10 protein-coding genes are annotated in these 12070 nt (G+C 60.3%); 5 read left to right on the top strand and 5 right to left on the bottom strand.

All coding sequences use genetic code 11. The annotated features are described in order from the left end of the window. Positions 1-8: 8 nt before the first annotated feature. A complete protein-coding gene (locus NKH63_RS03310) occupies positions 9-1007 on the bottom strand; it encodes a LacI family DNA-binding transcriptional regulator (RefSeq protein ID WP_352484204.1) in 999 nt (332 codons plus the stop codon). Between the two features lie 197 nt (positions 1008-1204). Between NKH63_RS03310 and NKH63_RS03305 the strand changes: the two genes are divergently transcribed. The 5 genes from NKH63_RS03305 to NKH63_RS03285 all read left to right on the top strand — a co-directional run bounded on the left by NKH63_RS03305 (position 1205) and on the right by NKH63_RS03285 (position 6017). After that, positions 1205-2245: an ABC transporter substrate-binding protein gene (locus NKH63_RS03305; protein ID WP_023719990.1), complete on the top strand. Its 1041-nt coding sequence runs from the start codon at positions 1205-1207 to the stop codon at positions 2243-2245. 131 nt (positions 2246-2376) lie between these two features. Continuing rightward, positions 2377-3414 (top strand): ABC transporter ATP-binding protein, encoded by a 1038-nt coding sequence (locus NKH63_RS03300; protein WP_023719989.1) that lies wholly within the window; start codon positions 2377-2379, stop codon positions 3412-3414. Further along, positions 3411-4298: an ABC transporter permease gene (locus NKH63_RS03295; protein WP_023719988.1), complete on the top strand. Its 888-nt coding sequence runs from the start codon at positions 3411-3413 to the stop codon at positions 4296-4298. Before NKH63_RS03300 ends, NKH63_RS03295 begins: the two co-directional genes overlap by 4 nt. Then, positions 4291-5082, top strand: a complete 792-nt coding sequence (locus tag NKH63_RS03290) for an ABC transporter permease (RefSeq protein ID WP_023719987.1) — start codon at positions 4291-4293, stop codon at positions 5080-5082. Before NKH63_RS03295 ends, NKH63_RS03290 begins: the two co-directional genes overlap by 8 nt. A 14-nt stretch (positions 5083-5096) precedes the next feature. Then, positions 5097-6017, top strand: coding sequence for a phosphorylase family protein (locus tag NKH63_RS03285; RefSeq protein WP_023719986.1), 921 nt, complete (start codon positions 5097-5099; stop codon positions 6015-6017). Positions 6018-6516: 499 nt separating this feature from the next. Here NKH63_RS03285 and NKH63_RS03280 read toward each other — a convergent pair whose 3' ends face one another. From NKH63_RS03280 to NKH63_RS03265, 4 genes are all read right to left on the bottom strand, one after another. Next, positions 6517-6987, bottom strand: coding sequence for a GNAT family N-acetyltransferase (locus NKH63_RS03280; RefSeq protein WP_352894252.1), 471 nt, complete (start codon positions 6985-6987; stop codon positions 6517-6519). A gap of 199 nt (positions 6988-7186) precedes the next feature. Then, on the bottom strand, positions 7187-8827 hold the full coding sequence (locus NKH63_RS03275; protein WP_352917634.1) for an adenylate/guanylate cyclase domain-containing protein: 1641 nt from the start codon (positions 8825-8827) through the stop codon (positions 7187-7189). A 539-nt stretch (positions 8828-9366) separates the two neighbouring features. Beyond that, entirely contained in the window at positions 9367-10392 is a 1026-nt protein-coding gene (locus NKH63_RS03270) for an aldose epimerase family protein (RefSeq protein ID WP_352917633.1), read from the bottom strand. An 85-nt stretch (positions 10393-10477) separates the two neighbouring features. Beyond that, positions 10478-11935, bottom strand: coding sequence for an NAD-dependent succinate-semialdehyde dehydrogenase (locus tag NKH63_RS03265; RefSeq protein WP_352640456.1), 1458 nt, complete (start codon positions 11933-11935; stop codon positions 10478-10480). Positions 11936-12070: the final 135 nt, after the last annotated feature.

Genomic DNA, 12070 nt, shown 5'->3' with positions numbered 1-12070 from the left:
AGCCCGGACTATTCGGCCGGCTCGAATCTGCCTTGCACCAAGACAGTCTCCACCGGTCCAAGCGGATTGATGATCCGGCTCTCCAGGACTTCGATAAGTTTGCGTCCAACACTCGCCATATCCACGGAATGAACTCCGATCTTTGCCGGCAGGAAACGTGCCAGCCGCGTGCTGTCACGGGTGACGATGTGGACGTCGCGGCCTGGTGTAAGACCCCGCTTGCCGAGGGCGTGCAACGCTCCCAGAAGGCCCAGTTCGTTGGCGCACGCCAAGCCCGTCGGCGGATCTGATGACGCCAGCAAGCGATCGAACCAGCCTGCGCTCGATTCCATGGTGAACATGCCATGACCGATCAGCGATTGGTCGATCGGAATACCGGCCTCGGCCATTGCCCTTCCATACCCGGAAAGACGCATGGCACTCGCTTGGTCCTCCGGAACGAGAAGTTGCAGCGCAATGCGTCGACAGCCCTTATCCATGAGCCGCCGGGTCGCCTCGTAGGCAATCTGTTCATTGTCGACATCGACATAAGGATACGCGATATCCAGGTCGGTTCTTCCAAACGCGACGAATGGCATGCGTTTATCCAGCAGCAGCTTGACGCGCGGATCAGCCGACACCAGGCGTGTGATGATCAGGCCGTCTGCGCTGCGCGCCTGGAGTTGCCGCTCCACACTCTCGACGGGATCGTCGTCGGGAGTGGTGGAATAGATGGACAGACTATAACCGGCTTGCCGCGCCGCCAACGTCATGCCTTCGATTAAAGGAAGCTTCAACAGATCGGACAGATGATCTCGTGTCTCCATCGGGAGTACTGCCGTCAGCGTCTGCGTTCGACCGGTTTTGAGCGCGCGACCATGATGATTTGGTAAATAGCCGACCCGCTTAGCCGCCTCCTTGACGCGGGCTATGGTCGAGGGCTGCACTTCCGGCCCATCCTTCAGAGCGCGGGATACCGTGGTCACCGAGAGGGAAAGTTCCGCCGCGATCTGCTTTAGATTGGCCATTGTTCGCCCGACTTCGTTTGCGAAAGCGCCGGCTGATTTTGCTGACCGCCAACGTTACCGGATTCGACATCCCGGTCAATCCAAACTCCCGCAGGAAGCAGCTTGACTCCAGCGCATTCAGATGCAATCGTAACGTTACGATTACAAAATAATGGCACTTTTGAGCGACATTTGGATAAAGTTGGGGAGGAGAACCTATGTCCTGGCTACGCATTTCCTTAACAGCATTCGCAATCTCGGCTGCCTTGCCCGTCCATGCGCAAACAGTCACCATCACGACCGCAGGTGGCGATTATGGCAACGCCATGAAGGAAGCCATGTGGGGGCCTGCTGCAAAAGAGCTCGGCTATGATGTCCGCGAGGAGACCCTAAGCGACGGCCTAGCCGCCTTGAAGATGCAGGTCACATCGGGTGCGGTCACGACCGACGTCATTCACCTGGGCTCACCGGAAGGTGCCCAGGCGGCCGCACAATCGCTGCTTGAGCCACTCGACTACAAGATCATCGATCCGAAATCCGTGCCGGAGGGTGCGAAGTCCGACTACTGCTATCCGTTCGACTCCTACGGCACCGTCATGTCGTGGAACACCAAGACCTATGGCCAGAACCCGCCGAAGACGTGGGCGGAATTCTGGGATGTTGCCAAATTTTCTGGCCGGCGCGCGTTGCGCGCCAATGCGCAAGACTCGATCGAGATCGCGCTTCTCTCCGATGGCGTGGCACCCGCGGACGTCTATTCCGTGCTCAGCACGCCGGAAGGGCTAGAGCGCGCCATCAACCGGCTTGAAGCGATCAAACCAAATGTCGCCGTGTGGTGGACCTCGGGAGCTCAGTCGGCGCAGTTGCTGAAAGATGGTGAGGCGGATTTGGTCATTACCTGGAACGGACGGGCTCAAACCGTGAAAGCAGATGGCGGCGCGGCTGACTACACGTTCAAGGGTTCGGTCATCGGCACGGACTGCCTTGGGGTGCCGAAGGGAGCGCCGAACAAGGAAGCCGCGATGAAGCTCATCGCAGCGATGACGCAGCCTGCGCGAGTTGCGAAGCTGACCGATTTCATTGCCTATGGCCCAGTCAATCCTGCGGCATATGAGGGTGGCCTTATTCCCGAGGACCGTCTGAAGACCCTTGCGACCGCGCCTGAAAATGCTGGCACGTCGGTGTTTTCGAATTCAGAATGGTGGGTCAAGAATGGCGAGGCTGCCCAAAGAGCCTTCGATGAAATGATGGCCCGCTGACTCTCAGCTCTAATGCATATCGCGCAAAAGTGTGCAGCGGTTTTGCGACAACAACATGCATGAAAACAAGAACCTAAAGCGTGTCGCGTGAGGCCGGTCGAAGGCGACGCGCCTTAAGGCTGGAGCACATGATGAAGTCGCTCGCGATCACCATCGAAAGCGTGCACAAGGCTTATGGATCCTACGTCGCACTGGATGATGTTTCGCTCGACATTCAGGCTGGCGAATTCCTCACGCTGCTAGGGCCATCGGGATCGGGCAAGACCACGTTACTCATGGCTCTGGCCGGTTTTGTCCGGCCGGATTCCGGTAAACTTCTCTTGGGCGATCGAGACATCACCCGCCTGCCGCCCAACAAACGAGACATTGGCATAGTATTCCAGAATTACGCCCTGTTTCCCCACATGAATGTCCTGGCGAACGTCGCGTATCCGCTGGTGCTGCGCAAGATACCGAGAGCGGAGGCGCGTCAGCGGGCGCTTGATACCTTGGCCCGCGTGAAGCTGGATGGCCTGGCGGAGCGCAATGTTGCCGCACTATCCGGCGGCCAACGTCAACGGGTGGCATTGGCGCGGGCTATCGTCTTCGAACCGCGCGTGATGTTGATGGACGAGCCGCTGTCGGCGCTCGACAAGAATCTGCGCGAGACCATGCAGTATGAGATCCGGCGCCTGCATGATCATCTAAGGATCACCACAATCTATGTGACCCATGACCAGCGCGAAGCGCTGATTATGTCTGACCGGATTGCGGTGATGAACTCTGGCCGCATCCAGCAGATAGATACGCCGCAGCGAATTTATGATCGTCCATCGACCCGCTTCGTCGCGGAGTTCATGGGCGAGGCTAACATTGTGGCGCCAGGCTCAGCACGCAGAATCGACGGCGCCGAACCATCACGCGAAACTCTGATGATCCGCGCCGAAAGCTTCCATCTTGATGCGAAGCTCGTCGGGGGAAACGGAGTGGCTCTCGAAGGAATACTGCGCGCCAAAGCGTTCCGCGGCGAAAACTGGCTTTTGACGCTGGCGCTTGACGGTGGGCAAGAGGTTCTTGTCTGCATTCCGGCAGCGCTGGCCGGCGGCTGCGCCGAGCTTGCCGCCGGTCAGCGGATGACCGCATATGCACCAGCAGCGAAGGTTCACGCCATACCGGGAGCGACGGCGTGACCGTCGTCCGGGATCCGGCGCTCGCTGCGGATGCACGGCGCGAGCGGCGGTTTTTTCTTTCACTTTCGCTCCCGGCGCTGTTCATCGTTGGGCTGGCGGCGATACTGCCCATCCTTTGGATCATCCGGCAGTCCTTCCTGACCACCGCGGGTGAGTACACCGTGGGCAATTACCAGAAGGTCCTTTCAAGCGGACTGACATGGTCGGCGCTCGTCACGACCCTCGAACTGTCCCTGGGTACGCTGGCGGCCTGCATTCTTCTCGGCACCCCCCTGGCGCTGGCTCTGGCCAGCGTCAGACCAAGGGTGGCCAACGTGCTGATGGCGTTCGTCATGCTGCCGCTGTGGACCTCCATTCTGGTGCGTACCTATGGTTGGCTCGTGCTCTTGCGGCGCGATGGCCTGATCAACGCGGCTTTGACCGGTTCAGGCCTGACGGCGGAGCCATTGCCGCTGGTCTACAACTTCACCGGAACGCTCATCGGCATGGTGCACTACATGCTGCCGCTCTTTCTGCTGCCGGTTTATGCTGCGATGCGCGATATCGACCCAAATCTCATTCGCGCGGCGGCGAGCATGGGAGCCACTCTCAGGCAGGTCATCCGCACGGTCATTTTGCCGCTATCGGCGGGCGGCATCTTCTCGGGTTCGATCATCGTCCTCATCTACGCCATAGGTTTTTTCATCACGCCGGCGGTGCTTGGCGGCGGCAAGGTAAATCCTCTCTCTACCCGGATCGAGCGTACACTCTCGACCTTTCAGGACTGGGGGTCGGCGAGCGTCCTGGGCATTCTGCTCCTCGTTCTTATGGCGCTGATCGGTGTGATGTTGCTGGCGGCACGCCGCCTGGTGGCCCAGAACACAGTGGAAGCCCCCCATGCTTGAAGCCTATCCGCAAAACAGGCTCGCCCGCATTTTGCTCTGGAGCTTTGCCGCTCTTGTCATGGCATTTCTGATGCTGCCAACGCTCGTGGTGGTGCCGCTTTCCTTTTCGGCGTCGAATCTCCTCGAGTTTCCGCCGCACGCCTACTCGTTGCGTTGGTATGAGAACTTCTTCGGCTCGGCAACGTGGATGGCTGCGCTCAGAACGAGTTTGATCCTTGGGACATTGACGGCGTTGATCGCGGTGCCGTTTGCGCTGCTCGCCTGCATTTCAATGAATCGGCTGGGCGGAAAAACCGCTGCGATCATCCAGAGCGTCCTGCTAACCCCCTCGATCACCCCGGGTATCCTGCTTGCGATCGGTCTCTTCTTTGTCTTGGCTGCACAACATCTGATCGGAACGCTATTCGGTGTGCTGGTCGGACATGTGGTGCTGGCCGTTCCGGTCGCCTGCATTGTGTTGCTGCCGGCTCTCGCCCGTTTTGACTGGAACCAGGTCCAGGCGGCGCGCAGCCTCGGTGCAAACTGGGCCAGAGCCATTGGCGGAATAATCGTTCCGCAACTTCGGATCAGCTTGCTGTCGGCGACATTGATGGCGTTCCTGACTTCGCTCGACGAGTCTGTGATTTCGATCTTCATCGCAAGCGGTCGCAACAGCACGATGCCGAAGCTTATGTTCCTGTCGCTGCGCGATCAGATCGATCCGACCATTGCGGCGATCTCGACATTGTGGACCGTCATCGTCGTGGCCGTGGTCCTGATTGTGACCCTTCGCCAAAAATCCTGACCGAGACTGGAAACATGCCCACCAATCACCATGCAGCCGACGATCTGACGGATCATTCGACGGACATCCCTCAGGTAGGGTTGGCCATCATCACCGGGTCGGCAAACTGGGGGCTTGCCTTCCCGGAAGATGTCGAATTCGATGGTGTGCGCACGTTGCGGCGCGACATGAGTTTTGAAACGCCTTTCGGTCGTACCGACAACTGGAAGCTGCTCGAGTTCGATGCGTCCATCACAGCCGAAGGGAGAGCAAAACGTGCGTTGTGCATGTATTCGCACGGCAATCCCCGCGACCGTATCGACCATTCCTGCCATCGCCGCGCGTTCTGGGTATTGATGCGGGCGGGTGTACGGCAAGTTCTCGCCTGCTCGACTGTAGGCGCCGTCAACAAGGCGATCCAGCCGGGCGACATGGTGGTGACCGCCGACATCATTGAACTGACGCAGACCCCGTTTTCACTGCTTCCTGACCGCCAGAGCTTTGACTGTTCGGGCAAGCAAATCGTGTGTCCAAGATGTGCGGCGGTTCTGGTCGAAACGGCCCGCCGTCATTGGCCAGCCGAATGCCGCGTTTACGGCATCGAACAGCAGTTGGTGGCTGCCCATTGTTATGGGCCCCGACTGACAACGCCAGCCGAAGCCTTGGCGTATCGGGGCATGGGTGCGGATGTCCTCAACCATTCCATCGCCCCTGAGGCGACCTTGTCGCGCGAGATCGGCGCGTGTTTCGTGCCTTGCGCATTCGTGACGGCGGGCTTCAACGACTATATGGATCGCAATCGCCAGAAATTGCTGCAGGAGGACGTGCTGCCCAGTCTCTCCATGACAGCCTCGCGGGTCGCGCTGGAGACCGCCGCGCGACTTCCCGCTGATCCGGAATGCTCCTGTCACGGCTTGAAGTCGCCTCAGCCGAAAGAACGCTCCAGCCGGTTCTGAGACGACCTTGGTGCGCCGGATAGCTGAAGCTCTGCCACCGACCAAGAATCCCGAGGGCGCTGCATTGGGCGTGTTTGCGACGTTCGAAACGCTGAGGGCGGCGTTTGAGGATTAGGGTCAAAACTCAATCAGACTGGCTGCCGCCAATGGCCCAGATGGGCGGAACTTGCCGTTTGAATTAGTCGGCGGGAATGAGCACAGAGCGCCATTTGCTGACAATCATGGCGCTTCAGCATTGCGCTCGTTCTCGCTACGACCTGATGCGGACCCGAAGCGGATGGTCGTTTGATCCGGTTAAACTCAACGCGCCACCCGACCACATGCGCCATCTCGAGACGTTCCCGAAAACCCCCACGTCGGTCGCGACTCGACCATGGAGCGGAAGTACAGGCGAAGTACTGTTTCGTTCGAGATGGCCTGGTTCAATCTCCAGCATCCTCCTCCTGCCATACTGGCCGGAGCGAGTGCCGGCCGCGAGCGAGTGGCCTTTGAGCGTAGCTCAGAGCGTCTTGCTCATCATCAGGATCGGAACCGGAGCGCCGCCACGGTCATCGACGAATTTCTCGGCGGGTTGGTAGCCGCAGGCTCGATAGAGCGGCTCTCCTGCCATCGTGGCTGCCAGATCGGCACGGCGGAAGCCCTCAGCCTTAGCGGCACGTTCACACAGCGAAAGGATAAGGCGGCCGACGCCTCGCCGGACAAAGTCCGGATGCGTATACATGGCTCTGATACGCGCCGCGTCCGTGGCTGGATCAAGCAGTGCCGCGTTGCGTCCCGGTGACTGATCACCACCATACATGGTCGTGCGCCGGCTCCAGCCACCGCAGCCTGCCAGGACGCCGGCGTGCTCCACGACGAAATAGGTGCCATCATCGACAAGCTGCGTGTCCAGCCCCATGATTGCGCGGCTGGATCGGATCTGGTCATCGTCGAGAAACGGTTTCTGGAGTTCGGAGATCGCTGCATCCATGAGCGCAATCATGGAGGCGAGGTCCTCGCGTCGCGCTATCCGGTGCCGAAAGTCTTCACTGGCCATGTTCAAGCACACCATGAGGCGAAACAAACGCACGATATGGCGAATTTCGTTCCGTCAGAAGACCAAAATGTTCGCTGCTGCGGCAGCCTTGGGACGCCTGTCGACAGCAGGCCGAAGGTATAACCAATGACAGTCATTCTGGCAGCCCCGCCATGCGATAACCTTCCACGATATGCCGGCGCACGTCTTCGGCTGGGAATGGCTGCGAATCCGACCAGTGCCGGATAGTGAAGTGCGGATTGCTTATCATGAACATTTTCGCCTCCCAGCGCGCTTCCTCCAAACGGCCAAGTTGCGCAAGGCTTGCTGCAAGCAGGCGTCGTGAAGTCGTGCGATAGGTTTCGGGCCTGCGCAGCGTTTGGATCGCGGATTCGTAGTCGCCCATGGCATATTGGGCCTGGCCCAACATCCAGTAATACCAACCGGGCGGGTGAGGGTTGAGTCGCAGTGCCCTGCGGACCTGCTCTATGGCTTCGGCAGGTCGCCCCTTTTCAGTCGTCAACTCGGCCCGCATCGCCCAAGCGTCGGCGTGGTTGGGGTCCAGCTCGTGGGCAGCATCGAATTCGGCATCCGATTCCACCCAGCGACTCTCATGTCCCAGTATGACGCCCAATACCCATCTGTTCCCGGCGTCGTTCGGGTCGAGTTCGACCGCCAGCTGTGCTTCGGCGAGCGCTCTTGCGCGGTTGGGGTCCATCGGTTCGTCCCAGAACTCCCAGCCCAGCCAGAGGTTGAGTGCCAGCCAACGGTGCGCCTCCGCGTATTCCGGGTCGAGCGCGATTGCCCGGTTCAGCAGCAAAATGGCCTCTTTCGCGGTGAGCGCCGTTTGCAGGCCAAGGGCCCGGGCACGCACACAGAGATCATAGGCCTCCAGGTTGCTCGGTCTGTTGCGCGCCGGCGCGGTGGTCAGGCGGCCAACCAGAGCCTCGACAATCTTGCCGGTCACCTCGTCCTGAACGGCGAAGATATCTTCTAGGCTCCGGTCGAATCTTTCGGCCCAAAGGTGGTCACCCGCGATCGCGTCGATCAGTTGGGCGTTGATACGCACCCGTCCAGCGGCCCGCCGTGCACTACCTTCAAGAAGATGGCGAACTCCCAGTTCTCGCGCGATGCGACGCACATCCACGTGCCTGCCTTTGTATGCAAATGCCGAGTTGCTGGCGATGACGAACAACTCGCTTGTCCTCGACAGATCCGTGATCAAGTCTTCGGTGAGGCCATCGACAAATGCCTCCTGCTCCGGATCATTGCTCATGTTCGTAAAGGGCAGGACGGCAATGGAGGGCTTGGCGGGGAGCTGCAGAGGCGCTTTCTCCGCGAGCCCGCCATCGTCCGATGCGGTCGACAGCCGGATCCGGTAGACAGACACTGGTTCGGTGACGTTCTTGATCGCTTGCGGACCAAGTTCGTCGAAGCCGCAATCGAGCTTCCGCTTGACTTGGTCGTAGACGCTGCCGGACACACAGACATCTCCTGCCCCGGCCATTGCCTGGAGCCGCACTGCGACAATGACGCCGTCGCCGAACAGATCGCCGTCCTCGACAACGACATCGCCCAGATTGATGCCGATATGCAGGTAGATTCTCCGGTCGGCGGTCACACCCTCGTTTGCGGCCGCCATCCGCTTCTGAAGGTCCACGGCGCATGACACGGCGTTCACCGCGCTTCCGAACTCGACCAGAACGCCATCACCCATCACTTTCACAATACGGCCATGACGGTCGCGGACGAGTGGTTCGAGGATTTCCTTCCTCGTCCTCCTTAAAGCGGCCAACGTTCCTTGCTCGTCCAGGTCCAGAAGTCGACTGTAGCCCACCGGCAGCCAATATGGCGGCAAGGCGGCGTTGGGCGCGTTCTTCGGCCATTTCGCGTTGCTTTCATTGAAAGCAGAAAAGCGAATTTTATGCCGCCCATTTCAAAAGTCTATCAGGTTGACTTCGAGGCTCGATCGCCAAGCAGCTACATAGGGTGATCGCGCCTGTCGATTGTCCCCACTGGGGCCACGACTTGCGCTTGGGGCTCGTCTTGGAGAAGGTCAGCAAGGGGTCAGTGCCGAGTGCCGCGAATGTCGGCTATCGCGCAGTGAAATGGGCTGACGAAGGGCAGCTCAGGGTCAACTTGCGTCGTCAGGGCTCTCGGCGTCAAAGGTCCGAGAGGGTTCGAAGTCGGTCGTTCAGAGTGATTGCGTTTTGACTCCAGAGCGCCGCGCGTCATTGGACGCGCAAAGGACGCTATAACACTTTGAATTTGCATGATCCTTTCCGAACCGGAGGTCAGCGCAGCAAAACCATGCCGGTTTCCGGGGGTCATGCCCTAAGGCAGCCTAAACCGGTATTCCGTCACGTGATGGTAGATCTGGCCCGGCCACAGCGTGGCTTGCGGGAAATACGGCCGGTTGGGCGCATCCGGCCAGATTTGCGGTTCCAGGCAGAAGCCTGAAAAAGGCTTGTACTGGCGGCCGCCCAAACCAGGCGAAGACGGCGCCAGATACTGGCCGGTATAGAGCTGGACGCCCGGCTCGGTGGTCCAGAGCTCCATCTCGACGCCGGAATTCGCGCCTTGCGCCCATGATGCCTGCTTCAGCGGCCCGCGCGTCGAGGCAAGGCAGAAATTCTGGTCGTAGGGGAGCTGTTCGCCCTCGGTCTCCATGCGCAGCGGCCGCGCCTGGCGAAAGTCGAAAGGTGTGCCGTCGACCGGCTTGACCGTGCCTGTCGGAATCAAATCGGCGTCGACAGGAATATAGGCGCCGGCATTCAGTATCAGCCGGTGGTCGAGAATGTCGCCGGCGCCGCCGTCATCCAGGTTGAAATAGGAATGCTGGGTGAGGTTGCAGAGCGTCGGCTCCTCGCAGGTGGCGGTCAGTTCGATGCTGAGCGTGCCGGGGATCTTCAGCCGGTAGGTGCAGGTCACGTCGAGCGCGCCGGGAAAGCCCATCGTGCCGTCGGGGTCATGCAGGGTCAGCGTGACAAAATCCCTGCCATGCAGCGAAACCGCCCAGGCTCGTCGCGAAAAACCTTGCGAACCGCCATGCAGCGTATGCTTTTCGAGGAAATTGCGCTCGGTCTGGTAGCGTTTGCCGGCAAGCGTAAAGCGGCCGTCGCGGATACGGTTGGCGTAGCGCCCGACGACAGTGCCGAAGAAGGCCTTATCCGTCTCATAGTACTGGAAACGATCATACCCGAGCACCAATGGCGCCTCGTGCCCGGCCAGGTGCAGATCCTGGATGATCGCGCCCAGGCCGATAATGTTGGCGGTAAGGCCGCCGCCACGGATGGTGAAACGGCGGACTTCCTCGCCCGCCTGCGTCGTGCCGAAAACCTCGCCGTCCTTCATCGCCATGCTCGCAAGTTCGTTGCTCGATCGACGCCAGCCTGGCCTTTCCGAAGCGGCCCAGGATCGTTTTCGGTATTACCGTATGAGGCTTCTAGAGACCAAGTCCGCCGATGCAGACATATTTGGTGTCGAGATAATCCTCGATGCCCTGATGGCCGCCTTCCTTGCCGAGGCCCGATTCCTTGACGCCGCCGAACGGCGCCTCAGGCGTGGTGATGAGCCCTTCATTGACCCCGACCATGCCGTATTTCAACCCTTCCATGACCCGGAAGGCGCGGCCGAGATCGCCGGTGTAGAAATAGGCGGCCAGCCCGAACTCGGTATCGTTGGCGAGTCCTACGGCCTCTTCCTCGGTCTCGAACTTGAACACCGGCGCCACCGGGCCAAAGATTTCTTCCTTCATGAAGCGCATCTTCGGCGTGGCATTGGCGATCACCGTCGGCTGGAAGAACGAGCCGCCGAGCGCGTGGCGCTTGCCGCCGGCGACGATCTTGCCGCCTTTGGCAGTAGCGTCGGCAATCAGCTCCTCGACCTTCTCCACCGCCTTCTCATCGATCAGCGGTCCCTGCTGGACACCGTCTTCGAGGCCGGAACCGACCTTCAGCCCGTTGCTCGCAGTAGCCAGCTTTTCGACGAACCGGTCATAGATGCCGGCCTGCACCAGGAAGCGGTTGGTGCAGACGCAGGTCTGGCCGGAATTGCGGTATTTGGCGGTGATGGCGCCAGCGACGGCCCGATCGAGATCGGCGTCGTCGAAAACGATGAACGGCGCATTGCCGCCGAGCTCCATCGACACTTTCTTGACGGTCACCGACGACTTCTGGATCAGGATCTTGCCGACCTCGGTCGAGCCGGTGAAGGTGATCTTCTTGACCAGCGGATTGGCACAGATCTCGTCGCCGATCTCGCCGGCGGCGCCGGTCAGGATGTTGATCACGCCTTTGGGGAAGCCGACTTCTTCGGCAAGCGCGCCCCAGGCAAGCCCGGAATAAGGCGTCTGCGACGCCGGCTTGACCACGGCCGTGCAGCCGGCGGCAAGCGCCGGGCCGAGCTTGCGGGCCAGCATCGAGGATGGAAAATTCCATGGCGTGATGGCGGCGATGACGCCGACCGACTCCTTGGTCACCAGGATGCGGCGGTCCGCCCAGGGTGACGGAACGACGTCGCCATAGGTGCGGCGGCCCTCTTCGGCGAACCACAATATGTAGGACGCGGCCGAGCCGATCTCGCCCTTCGATTCGAACAGCGACTTGCCCTGCTCGATGGTCAGCAGTTCGGCCAGCACGTCCTGATTGTCCATCATCGCGTCGTGCAGCTTGCGCAACAGCTTCGAGCGTTCGAGCGCGGTGGTCTTGCGCCATGTCTTGAAGGCAGCGTCGGCGGCCTCGATGGCGCGGCGGGTCTCGGCCTTGCCCGACTTCGGCACGGTGCCGATCTTGAGGCCGGTGGCAGGGTTGTTGACGTCGACCGTCTGGCCTGAATCGGCCTGCACCCATTCGCCATTGATGAGATTGGCCTGCCGCATGAAATGGCTGGTTTTCTGAAGCATGATCTCGCCTCCGTTCGGCACCTGGCGGGCCGGTCGCTGATTTCGTGAATGGACGTGCGCGATAGCATCGCTAGAGCCACTGCTCTTAGCCCAGGGCAAGCCCCGCAAGCAATCACAAGATGGCATATAGGGTTT

It is taken from the genome of Mesorhizobium sp. M0960 (assembly GCF_040319055.1).
Lineage (GTDB): Bacteria > Pseudomonadota > Alphaproteobacteria > Rhizobiales > Rhizobiaceae > Mesorhizobium.
The sequence above is the reverse complement of the archived record's forward strand: the minus strand, read 5'-3'. Positions and strand labels throughout refer to the sequence as shown.

Bases quoted from the DNA above. Each gene is read 5' to 3' on its own strand.
- NKH63_RS03305 (WP_023719990.1), top strand. From the start codon at position 1,205: ATGTCCTGGCTACGCATTTCCTTAACAGCATTCGCAATCTCGGCTGCC.
- NKH63_RS03310 (WP_352484204.1), bottom strand. From the start codon at position 1,007: ATGGCCAATCTAAAGCAGATCGCGGCGGAACTTTCCCTCTCGGTGACC.
- NKH63_RS03265 (WP_352640456.1), bottom strand. From the start codon at position 11,935: ATGCTTCAGAAAACCAGCCATTTCATGCGGCAGGCCAATCTCATCAAT.
- NKH63_RS03300 (WP_023719989.1), top strand. From the start codon at position 2,377: ATGAAGTCGCTCGCGATCACCATCGAAAGCGTGCACAAGGCTTATGGA.
- NKH63_RS03270 (WP_352917633.1), bottom strand. From the start codon at position 10,392: ATGGCGATGAAGGACGGCGAGGTTTTCGGCACGACGCAGGCGGGCGAG.
- NKH63_RS03290 (WP_023719987.1), top strand. From the start codon at position 4,291: ATGCTTGAAGCCTATCCGCAAAACAGGCTCGCCCGCATTTTGCTCTGG.
- NKH63_RS03280 (WP_352894252.1), bottom strand. From the start codon at position 6,987: ATGGATGCAGCGATCTCCGAACTCCAGAAACCGTTTCTCGACGATGAC.
- NKH63_RS03285 (WP_023719986.1), top strand. From the start codon at position 5,097: ATGCCCACCAATCACCATGCAGCCGACGATCTGACGGATCATTCGACG.